The 22,653-nt window shown below is 47.5% G+C and carries 18 protein-coding genes; 5 read left to right on the top strand and 13 right to left on the bottom strand.

The window, feature by feature from the left end; genetic code table 11:
• Positions 1-10 precede the first annotated feature (10 nt).
• Positions 11-1,780 carry a gliding motility-associated C-terminal domain-containing protein gene (locus tag K1X61_12035; GenBank protein ID MBX7109369.1) on the top strand — a complete coding sequence of 590 codons (1,770 nt, stop codon included), beginning with the start codon at positions 11-13 and terminating at the stop codon, positions 1,778-1,780.
• Positions 1,781-1,870: 90 nt separating this feature from the next.
• Here K1X61_12035 and obgE read toward each other — a convergent pair whose 3' ends face one another.
• The 5 genes from obgE to rbfA all read right to left on the bottom strand — a co-directional run bounded on the left by obgE (position 1,871) and on the right by rbfA (position 6,223).
• Entirely contained in the window at positions 1,871-2,863 is a 993-nt protein-coding gene (gene obgE / locus K1X61_12030; protein MBX7109368.1) for a GTPase ObgE, read from the bottom strand.
• A gap of 72 nt (positions 2,864-2,935) precedes the next feature.
• Positions 2,936-3,529: an adenylate kinase gene (locus K1X61_12025; GenBank protein ID MBX7109367.1), complete on the bottom strand. Its 594-nt coding sequence runs from the start codon at positions 3,527-3,529 to the stop codon at positions 2,936-2,938.
• A gap of 175 nt (positions 3,530-3,704) precedes the next feature.
• On the bottom strand, positions 3,705-4,238 hold the full coding sequence (gene hpt, locus K1X61_12020) for a hypoxanthine phosphoribosyltransferase (GenBank protein ID MBX7109366.1): 534 nt from the start codon (positions 4,236-4,238) through the stop codon (positions 3,705-3,707).
• Positions 4,239-4,546: 308 nt separating this feature from the next.
• A complete protein-coding gene (locus K1X61_12015) occupies positions 4,547-5,773 on the bottom strand; it encodes an FtsX-like permease family protein (protein MBX7109365.1) in 1,227 nt (408 codons plus the stop codon).
• A gap of 78 nt (positions 5,774-5,851) precedes the next feature.
• Complete coding sequence (gene rbfA, locus K1X61_12010) at positions 5,852-6,223, bottom strand: 30S ribosome-binding factor RbfA (protein MBX7109364.1); 372 nt, start codon at positions 6,221-6,223, stop codon at positions 5,852-5,854.
• Between the two features lie 373 nt (positions 6,224-6,596).
• Here rbfA and K1X61_12005 point away from each other — a divergent pair, with 373 nt between their 5' ends.
• Positions 6,597-8,423 (top strand): ABC transporter ATP-binding protein/permease, encoded by a 1,827-nt coding sequence (locus K1X61_12005; protein ID MBX7109363.1) that lies wholly within the window; start codon positions 6,597-6,599, stop codon positions 8,421-8,423.
• A gap of 223 nt (positions 8,424-8,646) precedes the next feature.
• Here the strand turns inward: K1X61_12005 and K1X61_12000 are convergent, their stop codons facing one another.
• The 4 genes from K1X61_12000 to K1X61_11985 form a co-directional block, all read right to left on the bottom strand.
• Positions 8,647-9,099 carry a GNAT family N-acetyltransferase gene (locus tag K1X61_12000; GenBank protein ID MBX7109362.1) on the bottom strand — a complete coding sequence of 151 codons (453 nt, stop codon included), beginning with the start codon at positions 9,097-9,099 and terminating at the stop codon, positions 8,647-8,649.
• Positions 9,096-9,605, bottom strand: coding sequence for a DUF4199 domain-containing protein (locus tag K1X61_11995; protein ID MBX7109361.1), 510 nt, complete (start codon positions 9,603-9,605; stop codon positions 9,096-9,098). Before K1X61_11995 ends, K1X61_12000 begins: the two co-directional genes overlap by 4 nt.
• Before the next feature lie 62 nt (positions 9,606-9,667).
• Positions 9,668-10,408 carry an SDR family oxidoreductase gene (locus K1X61_11990; GenBank protein MBX7109360.1) on the bottom strand — a complete coding sequence of 247 codons (741 nt, stop codon included), beginning with the start codon at positions 10,406-10,408 and terminating at the stop codon, positions 9,668-9,670.
• A gap of 114 nt (positions 10,409-10,522) precedes the next feature.
• Positions 10,523-11,413, bottom strand: a complete 891-nt coding sequence (locus tag K1X61_11985; protein MBX7109359.1) for a DNA-3-methyladenine glycosylase — start codon at positions 11,411-11,413, stop codon at positions 10,523-10,525.
• A gap of 293 nt (positions 11,414-11,706) precedes the next feature.
• On the opposite strand from K1X61_11985, the gene K1X61_11980 reads away from it, so the two are divergent.
• Both K1X61_11980 and K1X61_11975 read left to right on the top strand, forming a co-directional pair.
• Positions 11,707-12,627 carry a rhodanese-related sulfurtransferase gene (locus K1X61_11980; GenBank protein MBX7109358.1) on the top strand — a complete coding sequence of 307 codons (921 nt, stop codon included), beginning with the start codon at positions 11,707-11,709 and terminating at the stop codon, positions 12,625-12,627.
• Positions 12,628-12,758: 131 nt separating this feature from the next.
• Positions 12,759-15,584 carry a 2-oxoglutarate dehydrogenase E1 component gene (locus K1X61_11975; GenBank protein MBX7109357.1) on the top strand — a complete coding sequence of 942 codons (2,826 nt, stop codon included), beginning with the start codon at positions 12,759-12,761 and terminating at the stop codon, positions 15,582-15,584.
• Between the two features lie 8 nt (positions 15,585-15,592).
• On the opposite strand, the gene K1X61_11970 is transcribed toward K1X61_11975, so the two are convergent.
• The 4 genes from K1X61_11970 to recR form a co-directional block, all read right to left on the bottom strand.
• A complete protein-coding gene (locus tag K1X61_11970; GenBank protein MBX7109356.1) occupies positions 15,593-16,540 on the bottom strand; it encodes an FAD-binding oxidoreductase in 948 nt (315 codons plus the stop codon).
• A 59-nt stretch (positions 16,541-16,599) separates the two neighbouring features.
• Positions 16,600-18,087, bottom strand: coding sequence for an amino acid decarboxylase (locus tag K1X61_11965; GenBank protein ID MBX7109355.1), 1,488 nt, complete (start codon positions 18,085-18,087; stop codon positions 16,600-16,602).
• A gap of 105 nt (positions 18,088-18,192) precedes the next feature.
• Positions 18,193-20,193 (bottom strand): glycosyltransferase, encoded by a 2,001-nt coding sequence (locus K1X61_11960; protein ID MBX7109354.1) that lies wholly within the window; start codon positions 20,191-20,193, stop codon positions 18,193-18,195.
• Positions 20,194-20,504: 311 nt separating this feature from the next.
• Complete coding sequence (recR, locus tag K1X61_11955; GenBank protein MBX7109353.1) at positions 20,505-21,131, bottom strand: recombination mediator RecR; 627 nt, start codon at positions 21,129-21,131, stop codon at positions 20,505-20,507.
• 128 nt (positions 21,132-21,259) lie between these two features.
• On the opposite strand from recR, the gene K1X61_11950 reads away from it, so the two are divergent.
• Positions 21,260-22,615, top strand: a complete 1,356-nt coding sequence (locus K1X61_11950; GenBank protein ID MBX7109352.1) for a T9SS type A sorting domain-containing protein — start codon at positions 21,260-21,262, stop codon at positions 22,613-22,615.
• Positions 22,616-22,653: the final 38 nt, after the last annotated feature.

Genomic DNA, 22,653 nt, shown 5'->3' with positions numbered 1-22,653 from the left:
GTCAGCAACCATGAAAAAGCATCGCGGCATTTGGCCATTACTCCTCTCCTGCTGCCTCCTGGCTGCTTCGCCGCTCCGTGCACAGTTTATCATGGCACCGGAGCTCGACTGTGTCACCAATGTTTCCATCAATGGCAATATTTTCGTGCGCCTCATCTGGACGCCGCCGGTTAATAGCTGCGGGCCTTTTAATGCCTATTACATTTACAGGAGCACGGCATTGAACGGACCTTATACGCTGATCTATTCTGAAACCAATCAGGCTGCCACCTCTTATGATGATAATGTGGGCAATAGCAGCATCGTGTACTATTACTATATGGAGAGCGACTTCAACTGCCCGGGATTTACCGTGTTGCAATCCGATACCCTCGACAGCAGCGACCCTGAACCGCCCGTCATCACGTATGTATCCGTGCTGAATAATGCCGCTGAAATCAAGTGGGAGCCGGGCAATTCGCCGGAAACATATGGTTATATTATTTACAGGGTGACGAACAGCCTCTTTATACCTATCGATACCGTGTATGGGAAAAATAATACAAGCTATACCGACCTCACTGCTGCCGTCAATGTTGATTCAGCCAGCTATACGCTTGCATCCATAGACAGCTGTTTTAATACCGGGCCAATCAACTCACTTCCGCAGCATACTATTTTTCTGCAACAGGAAGTGGACCGCTGCAGCAATACCGTCACGCTTAACTGGTATGCTTACAATCACTGGCAGCCTGATGTGCTGCAATATGATGTCATGGTTTCGGTAAACGGCGGACCCTACAACATCATACAGACATTACCGCCGAATATCCTTACGTGCCAGGTTACCAGCTTAAATGACGGTGATGTGATCTGCTTCCGCGTGGTTGCTACGCAAACTGCAACGCTCATCACTTCCACCTCCAATGATCTTTGCGCGAAACTGAATGTGGTGCAACCTTCCGGCGATTTATTTATCCGTAATGTTTCCGTTGTTGCGCCCGGAAAAGTGAATGTTTACTATTCCGTGGATCCGATCGCCGATCTATTCAGCCTCAAGATTCAGCGCAGCCTCGACAGTACCGGGTTTACGCAGATCGCTTCCATTCTTCCGCCGGCAAATCTTTCTGTCATCAATGTCTACACGGATTCCACAGCGCTTACCGGCCAGCTGAGTTACTATTACCGCATCATTGCCAGTGACAGCTGTGGTAACCTCGACACCTCGTCCATCGGCAAGAGTGTACTGCTGAGCGGTTATGCATTCAGCGACCTGAGTTTTTTAGTGCGATGGGATGAATCGTATCTTCAGTATGGATCGGTAACGGGGTATAACCTGTTCCGCGATGACGGCATTGGCTTTAACAGCGTAGCACTATTTGATGAAGCCACGAATGAATACAATGAAGGCAATATTCCTGTACCAACACCATGCTATTATGTGGAAGCAATTGATTCCATGATATTCCCTAATGGCATCATTGATACGGTTCACAGCCGCTCCAACACGTTATGTCTCAATCAGCCCAGTCAGATCTATATGCCCAATGCTTTTGCGCCGGAAGGAAACAATAACATCTTTAAACCCATCCTGAATATGGAAACCGTTTCCTCTTTCACCTTTTCTGTTTTCAACCGTTGGGGGAAAGAAATTTTCACATCATCCGATCCTGATGAGGGTTGGGACGGGCGCGAAAATGGCGTGATCGTTCAACAGGGAGCCTATGCTTACCAGGTAGTAGTGGTTGACGGCAATAAGAAACACATAGAAGCAAAAGGAACGGTGCTTGTTGTCCGGTAATATTTTTGATTGCTGCAGGTGCTGAAACTGACTGCACAGCCATCCGCAACAGCATACGGCTGTTAAACGATAAACCTGCCGCTACAGCACTCACTCATTCAAAGTCTTCCAGATCTTATCTTTCAGCTTGTCTATATTTTTTCCGGTTAAGGAAGAAATGAAAATATGCGGCAGTGTGCGGGGCAATTCCTTTTTCAGCATTTTTTCAAGCTCTTCATCAATCAGATCACTCTTTGTGATGGCAAGCAACCGCGGCTTGATGAGCAGGTCGGGATTATATTGTTTGAGTTCATTGTACAATATTTTATACTCCTTTTTAATGTCATCACTGTCGGCTGACACCATAAACAACAACATGCTATTGCGTTCTATATGCCGTAAAAACCGTTGCCCAAGCCCTCGGCCTTCATGAGCACCTTCAATAATGCCAGGAAGGTCGGCCATCACAAATGACTGGTTGTTATGATAGGATACAATGCCAAGGTTGGGAACCAGTGTTGTAAACGGATAATTGCCAATCTCCGGCCTGGCAGCGCTCACGGTGGAGAGCAGCGTAGATTTTCCTGCATTGGGAAATCCTACCAGCCCAACATCTGCCAACAGTTTCAGCTCCAGGATTTTCCATCCTTCATCGCCTGATTCCCCATCCTGCGCATATAACGGAACCTGGTTGGTGGAGCTCCTGAAATGCCAGTTGCCTTGTCCGCCGCGACCACCCTTCACCAGGATTTCTTCCTGCCCGTCACCGGTAATTTCAAAAAGCACATTTCCCGTTTCTGCATCTTTCGCTACCGTGCCAAGCGGCACTTCCAGGAGCATGTCTTTGCCATTTGCTCCGGTACGCCGTGCATCACCGCCTGGCGTTCCGTTTTTGGCATGTATATGTTTGCGGTACTTAAGGTGCAGCAGTGTCCACAGTTGTTTGTTGCCACGCAGCATGACATGTCCGCCTCTTCCGCCGTCACCACCGTCAGGGCCGCCTTTGGCAGTAAGTTTATCATGCCTGAAGTGTACGCTTCCGGCGCCGCCATGACCGCTCCGGCAGAATATTTTTACGTAATCAACAAAGTTAGAACCTTCCACTATGTGTATGAATAATATGCGGCAGTAACCAATCCGGTTATGTGTAAAATGAAGGTAAGCAATGACAGGTGGTTAAGGCTTGCCTGTGCGCAGGCGGTCCACTTCCATGCAAAGCAATTCAAACACTTCCTCCACGGAACCTTCACCCTTCAGTTCAATAAATTTATGCTGATCGCTGTAGTAAGCAGCCAATGGCAGTGTCTGATCTCGATAAACCTGCATGCGCTTACGGATCACCACTTCATTGTTATCGTCTGTGCGGCCTGACGTTTGTCCGCGCAGCAACAGCCGCTGCACCACCTCTTCTTCCTGTACCAGCAGCGATAAAACGATGGTGATGTCTGCATTCCGGTCCAGGAAAAACCGATCGAGCGCGGCAGCCTGCGGAATGGTTCTCGGAAACCCATCGAAAATGATACCCTCACTTTTCATGAGTTGTTTGCCATCAATGTAATCGGCGAGCACGCGAAAAGTAAGTTCATCAGGAACCAGTTGCCCGTGATCCATGTATGACTTCAATTCGGTTCCCAGTGCCGAAGGCGTGGTGATTACTGCCCTGAAAATATCGCCGGTAGAAATATGTGCGAGGCCATATTTTTCTTTCAGCTTCACAGCTTGTGTTCCTTTGCCGCTGCCCGGTGGTCCGAAGAGGATGATGTTTAACATGGGTCTGTAAAATTTATTTTTTGCTGTTGATAGAAGGTTGTTGTGAATATCGATTGATGGAATGGCCGGTTAGTTGTTTTGTTACAGGACCTGCTGCAGGAAAAGCTGATAACCGGTTGAAACATGCACTACGAATAGCTCCTGAAACAACTTGTAAAGCATAGCATTCTTTCCGTCATACCTTCACATAAATATCTTTCAGGTTTCTGCCCAGCCCGTCATAATCCAGTCCAAAGCCAACCAGAAATTCATTAGGCACTTTGAAGCCGATATAATCAATTTCCATATCAGACTCCAGGGCATCCGGTTTAAACAACAAAGCCGCCACACGCACACTTTCAGGTTCGAGTGTATGAAGATATTTCAGAAACTCGCTTACCGTTCTGCCGGTATCCACGATGTCTTCCAGCACCACCACATTCCGGCCTTTCACGCCGGTGTTCAGTCCAATAAGTGTTTTCACTTCGCCGGAGGATGATGTACCCTGATAGGAAGCAAGTTTCACGAAAGTAATTTCACACTCGATCTGCAGTTGCTGTATCAGTTCGCCGGCAAACATGAAAACACCATTGAGAATACCAATGAAAAGCGGCTTCTCATGGCGCAGGTCGTGGTTCATTTCGGCGCCCAGCTCACTGACTCTCTTGCGAATGGTTTCAGCAGCAATATAAGTGCGGAACTTCAGATCGTGCAGTCGTACAACATCCATCAGGCAAAAATAGCAGATTAGTTAAGAAGTGTGTGATAAGCAGCATGAAGGCAAACGTTTGAGGCCTTCATCCGGAATCACAACAATCATCGATAAGATCAGGCAGCCTTAATACGAGAAAATGAAAATCTCCACTGATCATTAAGGTTTGGTTTGAAAATGCCATTCGATTATTGTGACTGGCAATTGCCACAATACATTTTTACCTGATACTGAAACTTAAAAGCAATGGGTAAATGGATGGGTTATTGATGCATTTCCTATAGTAGCTTGCAGGTTCATCATTGTCCGCAGACAGCCGGTCAGTACTATTCTTCCATCAGCCTGTATTCATTTTTTGCAGCGCGCCAGGAAGGGAACCATGATGCCAGCAATCCGATAGAGAGGACGGTTACGAAGACAAGTAAAAAATCCAACGGCTTCATCTCTACCGGATAGGCATCGATGACAAAGGAGCCTCCTCCTATTTTCAATAGCTGAAACTGCTGCTGTACAATGATGATAATGAGTGCCAGCAAAAAACCGGCGCCGCAGCCGGCTAACGACAGCAGTGATCCTTCGAATAAAAAAATCTTCCTGATAAGGCCTTCATCTGCACCCATCGCTTTCAGGATGGCGATGTCTTTCTTTTTTTCAATCACCAGCATGCTGAGCGAACCCACGATATTAAAGGCCGCAATGATCATGATGAAGGTGAGAATAGCATACACCGCCCATTTTTCCGTGCGCATTACTTTGTAGAGTACTGCATTCTGCTGCAACCGGTTTCTTACCTCGAATGCCGGTCCCATCAGCTGCTCAATCTGTTGCTGCAGCCGCACTTCATCGCTGCCTCGGTTGGTGGCGACTTCCAGGTATGACACCTGCTTATCATATTCGGTCAGCCATCTTGCAAAGCTGATCGGCACAAAAACATATTTGCTGTCGAACTCCGACTGTATGGCAAAACTGCCGACAGGTTTGATGGCTGCACGGTTGAATGCATCTTCCGGATTGATGGCTGTTGTTTTGTCTTTTCGCGGAATGTACACCGTTAAAAATCCAAACGGATTATCGTAGTTGATACCTAACGCCTGTTCTATTCCCAATCCCACTATCGCAAGATCTTCCTCACCGTTTTTAATTTTAAAATCACCATAATACATGGAACCATCTATTCCGCTGATTGATCCGTAACCGGGCTCCACTCCTTTTACCGTTGCAATATATTGCCGGTCGGCATAAGTAAGCAAGGCATTTTCTTCCACCACCTGCGTGAGCGCTCTGACACCTTCCAGCTTTTTTAGCTGTAAGAGCTGCATTGAATCAGGTGTAAAGGATTTGCCTTCCCTGGCAGTGATGGTGAAGTCGGGATTGAAGGAATTGTAAAGTGATATCACGAGTCCTTCAAATCCGTTGAAGACTGAAAGCACCAGTATCAACCCTAATGAACCAACCAGCATGCCCAGTACAGAAACCCAGGAAATGATGTTGACGGCATTACTGGACTTCTTGCTGAACAGGTAACGGTAAGCGAATGACAGCGGAAGATTCAAACAAAAATATTTTGTGATTGCGGAATTTACGGACAGAAGCGGAGACATTGCAGGCCTTCCGCGGGAAGATATCCTGTATCATGAACCAGCGTTCTTCTTTTCTTCTTCCTTAATTTTTTTAAAGATCTCTTCCATCCTGAATACCTCGGTTAATGAATCATCAACCAAAAAGTGCAGTTCCGGAATTCTGCGCACCTGGTTCCTGATGGCATTACCCAGCTTATGACGCATTTCCCTTTCTTGCTCTGTCAGCGATGCTAGCACTGCTTCCTGGTCTTTCACCTGGAAAAAACTGAGGTACACCTTTGCAGCTACCAGATCGCCTGAAACGGTAACATGCGATATGGTGATCATTCCACCGTGCGTCATCGACAGGCCGTCGCGCTGAAAGATTTCACTCAACACTTCTTTGATCAGTTTGGCAATCTTCTTCTGTTTAATGGTTTCCATATGAAGTCAGCATGAAAATGAATATTAAATAAGGCAAAATACCCTGCTTTGCCACGGGCCGTCAGGGATATTGCCGGCTGTGAAACTGTTTTGCAGGATTAACAACAGTCATCCATGGGAACGAATTTATGGGAATAAAGTGCAACCGCTAAAAATATTTTTGACGGATAATCGTATGCCGGTATGATCAAGCGAAACATCGCTGAGCAGATTATGCTGCCGAAGTGCACAATTCGATGCCGCAAAGTTTGAAATATCCGTGAACACGATGATCTTTGATTGATTAAATCGCAGTTGTACTGTTTTATCACATTAAAACCCCGGCGCCAAACCCTTTCCACCAGTCAGGCAATATGCGCCACCAACCAACCATTTGAAAACTTATCTCCGGCTGCTGACCTTTTCCAGGCCGTATTCGGGCTACATGCCTGAATATGTTGTGCTCGCTTTTCTCAGCGTTATTTTCGGGGCACTGAATTTTTCGCTGATTGTACCTTTGCTGAACGTTTTATTCGGCACGGTGCAGTTGCAGCAGGATGCGGTGAAACCCGAATTCACCTTTTCCGCTGCGTATTTCATCAATACGTTCAACTATTTCTTTCAGCATATTCTTGCAGAACGCGGAAAAGTTGGCGCTTTATGGTATGTGTGCATGGTGATCATGTGCAGCATTACGCTGGCCAATGTGTTCCGTTACTGGTCGCTGCGCGTCCTTGCACGTATGCGCACTAACCTGATCCGCAACATCCGTTCCGCCCTGCACAATCAGTTCCTCGACATACAGGCCGGTTATTTTCAGCGGCAGAAGAAAGGTGACTTGCTGTCCGTCATCTCGAATGATGTACAGGAAATCGAAAGCTCTGTGGTCACTTCCATACAGGTCTTCTTCCGTGATCCGGCTACCATCATCGCCTACTTCACGCTGTTATTTGTGATATCGGCGAAGCTCACCCTGTTCACCTTGGTTTTTCTTCCCATATCGGGCATAATCATCAGTGTGATTTCACGCCGGCTGAAAAAAGAATCCATCAACAGCCAGAGCCTCCTTGGTGCCATCATGGCGATCTCTGAAGAAACGATCAGCGGCAGTAAAATCATCCGCGCCTTCAATGCCGAACCCATGCTGCGCGCCAAATTCACCAGAGAAAACAACCGTTTCCGGCAGTCTACCAAAGCGATCCTAAACACGCGTGAGCTGGCTGCACCGGTTACCGAAACATTCTCCATTGCCGTAGTGGTGGGCATCATGATCTATGGCGGCACAATGGTTTTATCGCAGCAGTCGGGGCTGTCGGCCAGCGAGTTTATTGCATTCATCGCTTTGTATTCACAGATTCTGCCACCGGCAAAAAATATTTCATCGGCAGTCACAAGCATACAGCGCGGGCTGGCATCCGGTGAGCGCGTGCTGAAAATTATTGATGAACCGGTGATGATAAAAGAAAGGCCTGATGCAATAGCTATTCAATCGTTCAACGGACAAATTGAATTCAGGAGTGTTTCTTTTGGGTACGAGGACAAACGATATGCACTGAACAACATCAGCGTTGTTATTCCAAAAGGAAAAGTGATTGCCCTCGTGGGGCCTTCGGGTTCAGGAAAAACAACGTTCGCTGATTTATTGCCGCGATTCTATGATCCTACCGACGGAGCTATCCTGATCGACGGCACCGACATCAGGAATTACAGGATCAAGGATCTGCGCGGGTTGATCGGTATGGTATCGCAGGAACCGGTGCTGTTCAATGATACGGTGCATAACAATCTTGCCTTCGGCATGGAAAACGTAACCGAAGCGGCCGTGATCAATGCCGCAAAAGTTGCGAATGCACATGATTTTATTTCACGCCTTGAAAATGGATACCAGACCATCATCGGCGATCGTGGCGGCAAATTAAGCGGCGGCGAAAAGCAAAGGCTGACGATTGCACGGGCGGTGCTTAAAAATCCGCCCATATTGATTCTTGATGAAGCGACTTCATCGCTCGACACGGAATCTGAACGGCTCGTGCAGACTGCCCTGTACAAGCTGATGGAAAACCGCACCAGCATCGTGATCGCACATCGCCTTTCCACCATACAAAATGCTGATGAAATATTTGTGTTGCGCAAAGGCAGGCTTGAAGAACGCGGCACACACAAGGAGCTTTTGGCAAAAGACGGGGTTTACAAACACCTCGTTGACCTGCAGATGCTGTGAGATATTGCGGGCTAATACCGGAAGCTGTTGCAAAATACCTGGAGTCATCCTGTCCTGATTGATCATGATCAGGATCTATCCAATTCACTGACAGTTGCCGAAATACATCCTGCATGACAGCCTTGATTGCCTGTTTTGCGATAGCATCTGATATGATTGAATTGCATGCCATGTTTGCCCGGTGCTATGCAGCAGTCATATACGTAAACCGGCAAGAACATGTTTATTGCAATGTATTTTCCCAGTAGTAATAGTTGTGCTCACGGTCCAGTTCAAACCCAACATCAGGATACAGCCGGTTGCCGATATGATTGGTGATCTCTGTTTCCAGTGAAAGGCCGGCAGCATGCGTTTCTATGGCCAGTGCTTTGCACCGCCCGATGAGCAATTTGGAAACTCCCTTGCCGCGGAAATCCGGATGCACAAACAAATCATTGAGCAGCCACCAGCGTTTCATGTGCGTGGAAGAAAATAACGGATAGAGTTGGGTGAAGCCCGCAACAGTGCCATGTGCATCGGTGGCAATGAAGATGACAGATTCTCCCTTTGCCATGCGTTCCTGCAGGAACTGCCGTGCACCCGCTATATCAGGCTGCTTTCTGTAAAACATCCTGTATGCGTCAAATAGAAGCGCCAGCTCTTCCAGGTGCTCAGCGGTAGCCATTTGAATTTTCATGCATTTGATTTTGTGCGATAGACGAATGCAGCTATCAGTGAGATGAACACACCGAAGAGCGTGGAAAACAAAAAGAGCAATACATAGGATTGCATTGAGCCATTATAAGACATATCCACTTCATGCATGGCTTCTTTGATTGCTTTGGGCGTGGCATGAGAAGCGATCAGCTGATTCAGTGTAAATTCCCGGTAGGTAGCATAAAAAGCAGGGTTGATCAATTTCACATACAGCAATATGACGATGACAAACGCGAGGCTGAACAGTATGGAATACATTGCTCCTAACATGAAACCATGCATAAAGCTGAGCTGATGCCCCTGATTTTTTTTCGTTTCGCGCAGCGCGAGAAAGATGGTGACCCAGAAAAAAATCATGGTGGCATTGCGCGTGTACTGGCCAATTTCATGGCGCGCGGTATTAAAGCCAAGCACATGTTCAATGAGTATCCATACAACGGCGAAACCGATGGCCATGATAAGGTATTTCAAAACAATGCGGTTCATGATCCTGTATTTACTATCAAGAAAATAAATTAAGCGGAATTTCTAATAAAAATTATCCGGCGTTAATCAGCCGGCAAACCCTGTACCGGCATACATCGGTCTTTCGGATTCGTGGCCCAAACGGTTGCCTCTGTGATGAATGCCCGATCATCCATTTCCAGCATGCTGACGATGGTGTGTGCGATATCCGGCGACTGGAGCTTAGTGGCATTAAACTGCTTCGGCGGACGGCCGGCATTCGGGCCGAAGTTCGTTTGCACCTCACTTGGATTCACCTGCATAACCCTGATGTTGTGTTGACGAAGCTCCGCCCGCCAGCACTCCGTCATCGCGCTTACTGCAAATTTTGTAGCTGCATAAGCGGTACCGCCGGAAAACCCTGTCCTTCCTGCCGTGGAAGAAATATTGATAATATGCCCGTATTGATTTTCAATGAAATGGCGGGCTGATTCACGTGCCACCATCATGGCACCGAGCACATTGGTCTCGTAGAGTCTGCGCATCTTCTCCGTATCCATATTCACCAGTAATTCAAAATGGCCGAACGCTGCATTGTTGATGAGCACATTGAAACCGCCGAAAGTCTTGATGGTGGTTTCAATCATCCGCAACACATCTTCTTCCCTGCTTACATCGCCGGCAACGGCATCCGCACCGAGTGCCTTCGCCGCAGCATCAAGACTGGATTTGTTTCTGCCGTTGATGATCACCCTGGCACCTTTTGCAATCAATTGCCGGGCGGTTTCATATCCGAGGCCGGAACTGCCTCCTGTAATAAGCACCTTTGCATGGTTCAGATTCATGGTAATGAATTTTATGATGGATGAAGAAAAACTGGCCTTGCTTAAAAATCAATGTCAGTACAGCCTTGCACTCATTACGGTGCCTGCACTTTCTCTGAGGCTGCGGGCAAAACGCTAATCATCCGACAGGCTTCTCCACAAATATAAAGTAGCGTATGCTTCCCATCCCATGTACTTTTTAAACTGTTCTTCAATCTGCAGGAGTGTCGGTTTCTTTTGCAGGTTGAGCTGTTTCGCAATAGCCTGATGAAGCCCTGCATCCTGCAATGGAAAGGCATTGGGAAAATGAAATGTTTTCATAAGAGCGTAGTTGGCAGTCCAGTTACCAATCCCTTTCAGCGACATCAATGCTTCTTTTGCCGCTTGAAAGGAAAGTATGGAAAGCCGGTTTTTTGCAATGGTACCTGCAACAAATGCTTCAGCAACATTGATCACATATTGCGCCTTCTGACGGGAAAATTGCAGCTGTAACAAGTCATCCGGATCAAGGGAGGCAATGGCTTCAGGCAATGGAAAATGAAAATATGTATTACCTTTCCGGCTAAATTTTCTTCCAAAAGCCATCACAAAACTCCGTTTCAGTTTATAGGCAAAGGAGAGATTGATCTGCTGACCAATGATGGCCCAACACAACGATTCGAAAAGATCAGGAATACCAATAATGCGATAGCCGGCATATTTAATCACCAATGTACGCAGCAGCCGGTCTTTCATCGCCATGGCATAGAATGGCTGCAGGTCGGTTTTCAAATCAAACCAGTCTTCCATGTATTGGATCAGCACCTCCTTCATGGCAGCACTAATCCGCTGATTCAATACAGACACCTGCAGTTGCTTTCCATTTGCGGTTACTGCCATCAGCACCGGCTTTTCATCAATGTAAATCACCTTTTCTATCCGTTCGTGCTGTATGAAATGCAACACTTCCTGTGGTGATCTTTTCAGAAAATGCAGTGCCTGCTGATAACTGAATTCATGCGGCGTATCAATGGTCAGGGTATCCATCTCTTTGCGAAGTTATTCCGATTTGCTGTGCAGCAACTATGCAGTCATGTTCAACTTACCGTTAATATTCTCCGCCTTCATCGGCAGCATCAATGGTTTTTGTTATGAATACCTTCAATGGCCGTAACATCATTATCAATCATAACATCATTATCCTTTGAAACAACAACTACGGCGCGGCATCATGCGGCACAGCGCCATAGATGTTGCAGTCCACCGGTTTGCGACTGTACAACATTGTTTATTTTTGCAGTTCATTACCAATTAATCCGGTTTACACCCGGTTTACTGCCATGAAACCATACAGCTCGCTGCTCTTCTACAAGTATGTCCGCATACAGGACGCTGAAAAATTCGCACACGATCACCTGCAATTCTGCAAATCCATCGACATCAAGGGAAGAATTCTGGTTGCCGATGAAGGTCTGAACGGAACCGCTTCCGGCACCGTGGAGCAATGCCGTCAATACATGGATCACCTGCATCAGGATCCGCGCTTTGCTGATATGGCTTTCAAGATCGATGAAGAAGATGCACCCTCGCTGGCAAAAATATTTGTCAGGTATAAAAAGGAGATCGTCAACTTCAACAGGCCGGAAGTAAATGTGTGGGAGCATGCCGGCAAATACCTTGAGCCCGCTGTTTTTCAGCAGGCAAAAGATGATCCTGACACGGTGGTGCTGGATGTGCGCAACAAGATAGAATGGGAAGTGGGCAGATTCAAAAATGCCGTGGCATTGCCGATCAATCATTTCCGCGACCTGCCGCAATTTTTACCGGAACTGGAAAAGTTCAAAGACAAAAAGATCCTCGCTTACTGCACCGGCGGAATACGTTGCGAAAAGGCAACAGCATTCCTGCTGGAAAACGGCTTCAGGGATGTATATCATCTGCATGGAGGCATCATTGAATACGGGAAACAAACAGGAGGTAAAGATTTCGACGGCAAATGCTATGTGTTTGATGAACGGATCACGGTGGACGTGAATGAGGTAAATCCAAACATCATTTCCCATTGTCTCCGCTGCGGCACATTATCTGCCAGGATGGTGAACTGTGCCAATCCGGAATGCAACAATCATTTTGCCATGTGCGAAGCATGCGGATGGAAATATGAAGGCACCTGCAGCGATGCCTGCCGTGAGCATCCCAGAAAAAGAGTGTATGACGGTACCGGTTACTACGTGAAGGGTAAGGCGGCTCAGCACGCTTAGTCTTTTGCCATTTAACTGCAGCAAGGATGGCTGCCGCAGTATCCTTCCACCCATTTTAAATACACGCCCTTTAAACGCTGTACTGAAGTATTTCCTGGGCGAAACATTAACTTCACCGACTGATGAAAACCATGAATACCTTCTCTTACATATCCAACGCTGATCCCGCTTATATTGAATCTCTCTATCAGCAATTCAAAAATGATCCGGCCGCCATTGAATCCGAATGGAAAAAATTTTTTGAAGGATTTGATTTTGCGGTAAGCAATCTGTCTTCCAACGGAAACGATGTTGCCGTTGTAACTACAGAAGCAGGTGAGGAAAAAACAACGCTTGCACCTGTTGCTGCCCCTTCAAAGGAAGATCATTCCGCCATTGCAGCGCACTCCACAACAACGCAGACTGATCTTGCCCGTGAAGCAGGCGTTTACCAGCTGATCTGCGCCTACCGGGAAAAAGCACACCTGCTCAGCAATACCAATCCGATCCGCAAACGAAAAGATCGCCATGCGAATCTCGACCTGTCATTTTTCGGACTATCGGATGCAGACCTGCAAAAGGAATTTTTTGCAGGCACCGTTCTCGGGCTGGGAAAGGCCACGCTACAGCAAATACTTGACCGGTTACAGAAAATCTACTGCCGTTCCATTGGCATCGAATACACTTACATCGTAGAACCCGGGGAGTTAGCATGGCTGCAAGAACGGTTTGAGCAGGGTTATGCCAATATGGAGTTTTCACTCGATCAGAAAAAAAGAATCCTCTCGAAGCTGAATGATGCCGTGGTGTTTGAAAAATTCCTAGGTACGAAATACATCGGGCAGAAACGTTTTTCGCTGGAAGGCGGCGAAACCACCATTGCCGCGCTCGATGCTATCATCAATAAAGCCGCTGTATCCGGTGTGAAGGAAATCACCATGGGTATGGCGCACCGCGGAAGGCTGAATGTGCTGGCCAACATCATGGGCAAAACGTATGAAAATATCTTTAATGAGTTTGAAGGCAATGTAAATCCGGATACCACGATGGGGGACGGTGATGTAAAATATCACCTCGGTTATTCATCGGAGCTGGAGACTGCCGCTTCCGGTAAAATTTATTTAAAGCTTTCTCCCAATCCTTCACACCTCGAAGCCGTGAACCCTGTGGTCAGCGGTTTTACAAGGGCAAAAGCCGATACGCTATATGGCGGTGAGTATGATTTTATCATGCCTGTCATCATTCACGGCGACGCGGCCGTGGCAGGACAAGGCGTGGTATATGAATGCCTGCAGATGTCGCAGCTCAATGGTTATGCTACGGGCGGATCTCTTCATTTTGTCATCAATAACCAGATCGGCTTCACCACTGATTTTGATGATGCACGCACCTCCAACTACTGCACAAGCTATGCTGCCACGGTGCTGGCACCGGTCATGCACGTGAACGGTGATGATCCCGAGGCAGTGGTTTTTGCCGTGGAACTTGCCGTGGAATACCGGCAACGCTTCAACAAGGATGTGTTTGTTGATATGGTTTGTTACCGCCGTTACGGACACAATGAAGGTGATGATCCGAAGTTCACACAACCAAGGTTGTATGATGCCATCTCCAAACATCCGAATCCGCGGGAGGTGTATACACGAATCCTGATGGAGCGTGGTGATATTGACGCGGAGCTGGCAAAGGAAATGGATAAGAGTTTCTGGAAACAACTGCAGGACCGGCTCGATTTCGTTAAACAAAATCCGTTGCCATATACTTACCAGGAACCTGAGCTGGCCTGGAAGAAATTACGCAAATCGAACCCCGGAGACTTTGATGCATCGCCGGAAACTTCCGTGCCGATGGAAACGCTGTCGCATATTGCACAGCGCATCACCGCTATTCCGGAAGGTTTTACCCCGTTAAAAAAAATTGAACAGATCCTTCAGCGTGGCAAAGATTTTTTTGAGAAGGAAAAAAAGGTGGACTGGGCATGGAGTGAGCTGATGGCCTACGGTTCCCTGCTGATGGAAGGACATGATGTGCGGCTGAGCGGGCAGGATGCCATCAGGGGCACGTTTTCTCACCGGCATGCTGTTATTTATGATGAGTCAAACAACAAAGGACACAACAGGCTGAGTGCCTTGACCGACAAGCAGGGAAAATTCATGATTTATAATTCCCTGCTTTCTGAATTTGCCGTGCTGGGTTTTGAATTCGGTTATGCATTAGCCAATCCGCAGACGCTTACCATCTGGGAAGCACAGTTCGGCGATTTCAGCAATGGCGCACAAACCATCATCGATCAGTTTATCATTGCATCAGAAAGCAAATGGCAGCGCATGAGCGGGCTCACTTTGCTGTTGCCGCACGGGTATGAAGGACAAGGCCCTGAACATTCGAGTGCTCGGCTGGAAAGATTTTTACAGCAATCAGCCGAATACAACATGTCGGTGGTCAATATCACATCGCCGGCCAACTTCTTTCATGCATTAAGAAGACAATTGGTTCGGCCATTCCGCAAGCCACTGATTGTAATGAGTCCGAAAAGCCTGTTGCGTCATCCGAAATGTGTGAGTGCCGTGGAGGAAATGACGCAAGGCGGATTTCGCGAGGTAATTGACGATGCATCCGTTCATGATGCCGCTAAAGTGCGCCGTGTTTTACTTTGCTCGGGCAAAATTTATTACGACTTGCTGGAAAGGCAGGAAAAAGAAAACCGGGAAGATCTTGCCATTGTACGTATTGAACAGCTGGCGCCTTTCCCGCAAAAACAACTGGATGCCGTTGCTGCCCGTTATAAAGCTGCGCGGTTCATCTGGGTACAGGAAGAACCAAACAACATGGGCGCTTATGCTTTTCTGAAAATGAACTGGAAAAACGGTGAACTGTTTAACATCACCCGTAAGGCAAGCGCTTCACCTGCCACCGGATTTTCAAAACTGCATGCGAAGGAACAACTGGAAATTATTGATAAGGCATTTGAACAATGATGCTTTAGTTATTGCTGCATTCTTTCTATCAAACCCACCACCTCTTCAGCGCAACCCCAGGAAACGGTAAACCCCGAACCGCCGTGTCCGTAATTATGAATGAGCGCTTTCCCTGTTTCCTGTTCCACCCTGATGTCTGCGCGGTAGGGTCGCAGCCCGGCCCAGCTGTCAATTACCGCAGCATCTTTTAAGGAAGGATCGAGATCAACGCACCTTTGCCGGATTTTTTGCAGTGTATCAGGTTCGGTCAGCATTTCTTCGCACTGCATCTCATAGGTGCCGCCGCAAACACAGCCATCGGTGCGGTACACGATGTATGTGGGAGCAAGGTCTTCCAGCACAATGCGGTGCCTGTTTTCAGCTTTCAGCAAAACAATTTGTCCGCGTACAGGAATTACTTCTTTGTCATCCGCAAGTTCGCGTGCCGCAAGTCCGGTACAATTAACCACGATCGTTGTATCCGATAACAACTCATCGAGCGATTGAATGGTTTGTACGGTTATCTTCCCGCCGGCAGCAACAAATGCATTGAATAAATACGGAAGATAAACTGGTGTTTCAATCAGCGGTACCATGATATGCCATCCGCTGTCGAATCCACCCATTAATTCATCCTTGCGCAATGGGCGAAATCTTTCGGCTCGCAATGTAGCCCTGATACGTTGCTCAATTTCATTGATCTCGTTGCCGAGCTTGATCACGGGCACCAGGTGAACGCCGCTGCCGGCAATGGATGCAAGCGCTTCAAATTTTTGATAGGACAGCATGCTCCAGTCAAGGATTTTGGCACTGTCGCGCACATGATATGGAAACCAGAAGGCCGCCGCCTTATTGGACGTTGTATGTTTTGGAAAATCGCGTGTAACCAGCGCCACTTCATATCCTTCTTCCAGCAGGCGAAGTCCGGTGCTGAGTCCGATAACGCCGCAACCCGCAATGGTGATTTTCTTTTTCATGGTATGATCCGTGAGTTACTCCGCACATGCTGCAGCGGCATCTCTTTTCCTTCAACCGGTTATTGCAGTGGCTTGCTGTATTCATCTGCCAGCGCATCACCGAGTTCAATCACTTTACTGATCAGCAGATCGAAATCCGCTCTTCTTGTCCGGTGGTTGGTATTGGCTACACGCAATGCATATCTTCCCTGTAAAACGGTGTAAGAAGGAACTGCCACGCCGCTTTCATGCATCCGCAGCAACAGTTCCTTATTAAGTTTATTGAGCTGCTCCGGGCCAAGTGATGGCACCACATACCGGAAACAGAGAATATTCACGGGCGCCGGTGCCAGCAGTTCCAGTTTACTGTTATCGGCTATTAATGATTTAAGGTATTGCACCTGTTCCACATTTTGTGCCACGAGCCGGCCCAGTTTCTTCACACCATGTTCTTTCATGCTCATCCAGATCTTCAGTGCTTTGAATCCGCGCGACAGTTCTACACCATAGTCGCTGAACCAGATATCACCGGCCGCCACGCCCCTGTCTTCATGTGCAAGATAATCGGCATGCATGGAAAATGCCTGGTAGTGCTGCAACCCCTTTCTCACCAGGGTGCAGCCGGCTTCATAAGGAATATACATCCATTTGTGCAGGTCAAAGGCAATGGAATCGGCACGCTCCATGCCTTTGATCAGGTGCCTGTATTTTTCAGACAATGCAAGCATGGCGCCAATGGCACCATCCACATGAAACCATAAATTTTCCTTTTCGCAGAGATCCGCAATCGCCTGCAAATCATCTACTGCTCCTGTGTTCACGGTTACAGCATTCCCAACAATGCAGAACGGTTGCCTTCCTTCTTCGCGGTCTTTGCTGATTTGCAAGGCAAGTGCAGTAAGATCCATTTGATACTGATCATTCACCGCTATCAGCCGCAGCGAATCGCTTCCCAATCCCAGCAATTCAACCGCCTTGTTTGAACAGTTGTGCACCTCTGAGGATGCATACACCATCATTCTTTTCTTCGCGCCATAGACGCCTTCCTTCCTCAAATCATAACCGGCTTTCGCATACCGTGCCACAGTGAGGCCGATCAGGTTGGCCATGGAACCGCCACTGACTACCAGCCCGCTGGCTTCGTCCGGAAAACTGAAAAGTTTTTTGAACCAGTTGATCACCTGTGCTTCCACCCAGCCGCCTATCTGATTACCGCCGCCCTGGTTGAGGTTAATGGCTGAGGCCAGCATATCGGCCAGCATAGCCGACGACGAACCATTGCCCATCACCCAACCCCAAAAGCGCGGATGAATATTGCCCGTAGGATAAGGAAGAATATATTTTTTGAATTCGGCGTATACTTTTTCAAGTGCCATGCCTTCTAATGGCACTTCAGCTTTGAAGTGTGCTTTTGCCTGTGGTGATGGTGGTTGCCAGGCGGCGCGGCTGCGTACATTTTGCAGAAACTGCATCATGTCAGCAACCATCTCTCCGCCCAGTTGCCGGTCAGCCGTCCAGTCATCCGGATCGAGTGTCTCTTCCCTTTGCAAAAAGTCATTTTGTTGCATGATTAAAATTTTGTGCCGCGTAAAAATATTCATAAAACATTGCACCGGCGGCCTGGCTGCTGCCTGCAGCTAAACGCTGTGCTCTATCACGATTTTCATACAGTATTAATGCGAAGTATCCTGTGCTGCTGCCGGCGCACTCACCGAACCCAGCGAACGGTAGCATTTAATAAACAACTCGGCATCATGCGATGTGGAATAATCCTTTGCATACAAAAGGTTAATACGGGAAATGGCGGCATCATTCAGCTGCAGATTTTTCAATTCATCCAGCGGTGTGAGTACCGCTTCGCGCAAGGGCGGAAGCTGGTATTGCTGCTCTATGCCACCGGCATAGCCAACCCAGCTTTTTCTTCCGGCAAAAACCCTGAAAATATTGGCCGCCAATCCGGCAGGGTTGCTTACAATAAGAATATTCACCGGCAAGGTCAGCAGCAGGAAGAGTGCGGCAGCCAGGTCAAACAGCCGCTTGCTTCTTTTGTTAAACGACGTTGCTATAGCGAGTTTGATTTCAATGGTATATAATTCGCCCGGTGCATCTTTCGAATTGCTGCCAATGATGCTGAGTGAATCTTCCGGAACAATTTTGTATTCCAGGTCGGTTCCCAGCCTGCTCATCCATTCAATAATCCTTTGCGCAGAAATATCTTTGGAACAAAAGATCACTTCATCAATTTTATAGATGCGGGCGATTTCCGACAGTTGATCCACTTCACCCAGGTGATGGGCACTGTATTGGGTTTCCTTCCTCGTGGAAACGTAACCGATATAATCGTTTTTTACTTTGGCCTGGTTAAGGAGCATCTCCACGCGTGATGATTCTTCTCTGTTGCCGACGATGACCAGCTTCTTTTCCATGGTCTCATCCAGCCTCAAATTTTTATACCTGGCAAAATGAAGGAGCAGCCGGATACCGATCATGGAAAACAGGCCGAAAATAAATCCGAGTATGATCATGGCGCGGGAAAAGCGCATGGTGTCGGGCAGGAAACCATAAATGGCTGCAATCACCACTGTTCCGAAAAAAAGGCCACGTATAATGCGGGCCGGCCTGGCATTTTTTTCATAGCCGCCGCTGAAAAAAACGGAGAGCAGCCAGATCAAAATGTAACCGGGAATAATAAAGTAGATATATTCTTCAGGGTAGGTAAGACCTTCGGCCACCTTTACATTGTATTGCCAGTAATTCTTGAGCAGTAACATGCCACCGTACATCGTGAGTGCATCCACAACGGGTAAACTCCAGCGATGCATGACGGAATAAATGACAGACAGCAGGGCGCGCAGATAAATTGCCGCTTTCAGCATGAGTATGTAAATGCCGGCACCGCTGCTGCTGAAATGCTTCTGCGCAAAAATGATCATAGCCTGGTAAAACATGCGCACATAATTCATCGTGCCTTTCCGGGTGCTTTCGCCCTTATAGTGAATGATGCGCGTGTCGGCGAAGTAGTAATTTTTGTAACCGGCTTTCACAATGCGGTAAGAAAGATCAATGTCTTCACCATACATGAAGAAGGCTTCATCGAGCCAGCCGGCTTTATCCAATGCGGTTTTCCGGATGAACATGAAAGCGCCTGCCAGCACATCCACTTCATGTGTTTCATTTTCTGAAAGATAACCGAGGTGGTAGCTGCCGAAAGTTTTTGATTTAGGAAAAAGCCTGGATAAACCGAACGCTTTATAAAATCCTACGGAAGGAGTGGGAAATCCGCGCTTCGATTCCGGCAGAAAATTTCCTTTACCATCGAGCATCTTCACGCCGAGTGCACCCGCATCAGGATGCGCTTCCATGAACTGAATACATTTTTCAAAAGTGTCTTCCTCTACAATTGTATCAGGATTGAGCAATAAAACATACTTGCCTTTGGCGATGCCGATGCCCTGATTGTTGGCTTTTGCAAAGCCTATGTTCTCTTTATTTTCCAGGTATATCACATCCGGAAATTTTTCCCGCATCATATCGCCGGTACCATCTACCGAATTATTATCCACGACAATAATTTCTGCTGATAAATGCCGCACTGCCTTCTTCACAGATAATAATGCCTGTTCCAGGAAGAACCGGACATTGTAATTGACAATGATGACTGAAAGCTGAAGCATTGGCGAAAGTTAGCAGTAAACTTTTCCATACGCAAAGGTGATGAATGGTGGAATGGCTGCTGCCTGACAAATTTGTTTCCCCTCAACGATGAAGGCAGGCATATCACGTGTACGTCTGCAGGTGATTATAAATCATTTTCTCCATAAGTCCGGATGGTAGTAACTCAGGACTCACGGAAGCAGCATGCATATCCCTGTCAGCACTATCCACAAGGTTTGCCGCTTAAGCAGCATGGTCAGAAGCACGAGTTACGATTGCCAACTGATTGCCGCAATGCCACGGCAGCCTTCCAAAAACTAATAACGACTCACTACTCCCCACTCCTCACCAAATAATTCTCATACGGCATCCGCGTGGCAATCGACCTCGCCAGCGTTATATCATCTACATATTCCAGTTCGCCGCCGAAGGAAATACCACGGGCAATACTGGTAATCTTAACAGGAAGGGATTGCAGTTTTTTCGAGAGATAGAAAATAGTGGTGTCGCCTTCAATAGTGGGATTCAATGCCATGATCACTTCTTTTACTTCACCGTGCCTGCAGCGCTCACCCAATGAATCAATATTTAACTCTTCCGGGCCAATGCCTTCCAGCGGACTGATAACGCCGCCCAGCACATGATACAAACCGTTGTACTGATTGGTAGATTCTATGGCAATCACATCGCGGATGTTTTCCACGACGCATACAAGTGATTGATTGCGCTTGGGGTTTTCGCAGATGCTGCACAGCTCATGGTCTGCAATGTTGTGGCAGTTTTTACAGAAGCGGATCTCCCTGCGCATGCGCATGATGGCCTCGCCAAAATGCTCCGCCGTGGCCACATCCTGCTTGAGCAGGTGCAACACCAACCGGAGTGCGGTTTTTTTTCCGATGCCGGGCAGTTTTTCAAACTCATTAACCGCCTGTTCAATTAATCTGGAAGGAAAATTCATGACTGGCAAAAATAGGACTTCTCGGCATTAGAGAAACGACAATTACATGGCAGCGTACCAACAATCTTCGGTCAGGCATACTTCATTTGAGAGATATCAGTTAGATTTGACTAACTAAATCCAGAACCATGAAAAAAACCTTACTCGCTTTATGTATGTCTTCTTTTCTTGCGGCACCGGTGTTTGCCCAATGGATAGAAGAGGCCACCGGCTTCTCTACAGCAAGCCGTGGCGTTAACCAGGTTGTAATCACCAGCCATGACAATGCCTGGGTTACCGCCTATAACGGGTCCGGAAGCGGCAGTGCCAATGTCCGCGACTACTCGAGAACTACCGATGGTGGAAATACCTGGACAGCAGGAACCGTTTCAGCAGCTCCTACCAATTTCAGCTGGTCGTGCCTCGCCGCTATCGATGAAAACACAGCCTGGGCGATGTTTTTCAAAAATACGTCTGCTGCCACCGGTGGCATTTTCAAAACCACGGATGGCGGAGCAACATGGACGCAACAAGGCACCGGCGTTATCTTCGCAACAGCCAGCACCTCCTTTCCTGATGTGCTTTATTTCTGGGATGCCAATACCGGTCTCGCTGTGGGTGATCCGGTAAACAATGAGTTTGAGATCTATACCACTGCCGATGGTGGCACAACGTGGTCGGCAGTAGCCGGCGCCAATATTCCTGATCCGCTTTCAGGCGAATATGGTTATACGCGTGTTTTTGCCGTGTCGGACGATATCTTCTGGTTTGGTACCAATAAGGGTAGAATTTATAAAACTACTGATCATGGCGCTACCTGGTCGGTTGTGCAGGTGACCGGGCTTACTGATTTACAACAGATAGATTACAAAGATGAAAACCTGGGCTGGGCTAAATATATTGATGCAAGTTCCAACGTCACTTTTATGCGTACTACGGACGGCGGCGCCAGCTGGACAGCGGTGATTCCTTCCGGAATGATGTATAAAGGTTCATTCTGTTATGTACCCAAAACAGATATGACACTGGTTTCCACCGGTGTTGATTATACAATACCTGATATCGGATCATCCTATAGCCTGGATGGCGGTGATACCTGGGAGACTATTGATGACGGTATTCAATATACCACAGTAAAATTTTATGATAACATCACCGGCTGGGCAGGCGGATTTAATTTAGATGCCACAACGGGCGGTGTCTTCAAATACGATGGCGGATTCGTTGCCACAGGCATCGCACCGTCTACATCAGCTTACCAGTCAAAAATTTATCCCAATCCTTCCAATGGCTTATTCTACCTGTCTTTTGACGCGGAGAACAATTTGCCCGTTAACCTGCAGGTGACCGATGCGATGGGCAGGCTGGTGATGAAAGAGAGCTACAAGGACAAATCGCAACTTTGGTTGAAAGCAATAGACATGAGCAGTTTTGGTACCGGCGTATATTTTCTGAAGCTGGAAAACAACGGATATGAAACCATACAGAAACTGATCGTTCAATAGCTTAGACTTTCAGGAAAGAAAAGGGCGCAATGCATCGT

This window comes from Chitinophagales bacterium (assembly GCA_019694975.1).
Lineage (GTDB): Bacteria > Bacteroidota > Bacteroidia > Chitinophagales > UBA10324 > JACCZZ01.
Note: the sequence above shows the minus strand (reverse complement) of the source record. Positions and strands in the feature narration are given on the sequence as shown.

Coding starts and splice junctions, on each gene's coding strand:
- K1X61_12025 (MBX7109367.1), bottom strand. CDS start 3,529: ATGTTAAACATCATCCTCTTCGGACCACCGGGCAGCGGCAAAGGAACA.
- K1X61_11960 (MBX7109354.1), bottom strand. CDS start 20,193: ATGCTTCAGCTTTCAGTCATCATTGTCAATTACAATGTCCGGTTCTTC.
- hpt (MBX7109366.1), bottom strand. CDS start 4,238: ATGGATGTTGTACGACTGCACGATCTGAAGTTCCGCACTTATATTGCT.
- K1X61_11970 (MBX7109356.1), bottom strand. CDS start 16,540: ATGAAAAAGAAAATCACCATTGCGGGTTGCGGCGTTATCGGACTCAGC.
- K1X61_11965 (MBX7109355.1), bottom strand. CDS start 18,087: ATGCAACAAAATGACTTTTTGCAAAGGGAAGAGACACTCGATCCGGAT.
- recR (MBX7109353.1), bottom strand. CDS start 21,131: ATGAATTTTCCTTCCAGATTAATTGAACAGGCGGTTAATGAGTTTGAA.
- K1X61_11975 (MBX7109357.1), top strand. CDS start 12,759: ATGAATACCTTCTCTTACATATCCAACGCTGATCCCGCTTATATTGAA.
- K1X61_11980 (MBX7109358.1), top strand. CDS start 11,707: ATGAAACCATACAGCTCGCTGCTCTTCTACAAGTATGTCCGCATACAG.
- K1X61_11950 (MBX7109352.1), top strand. CDS start 21,260: ATGAAAAAAACCTTACTCGCTTTATGTATGTCTTCTTTTCTTGCGGCA.
- K1X61_12000 (MBX7109362.1), bottom strand. CDS start 9,099: ATGAAAATTCAAATGGCTACCGCTGAGCACCTGGAAGAGCTGGCGCTT.
- K1X61_11990 (MBX7109360.1), bottom strand. CDS start 10,408: ATGAATCTGAACCATGCAAAGGTGCTTATTACAGGAGGCAGTTCCGGC.
- K1X61_12035 (MBX7109369.1), top strand. CDS start 11: ATGAAAAAGCATCGCGGCATTTGGCCATTACTCCTCTCCTGCTGCCTC.
- rbfA (MBX7109364.1), bottom strand. CDS start 6,223: ATGGAAACCATTAAACAGAAGAAGATTGCCAAACTGATCAAAGAAGTG.
- K1X61_11985 (MBX7109359.1), bottom strand. CDS start 11,413: ATGGATACCCTGACCATTGATACGCCGCATGAATTCAGTTATCAGCAG.
- K1X61_11995 (MBX7109361.1), bottom strand. CDS start 9,605: ATGAACCGCATTGTTTTGAAATACCTTATCATGGCCATCGGTTTCGCC.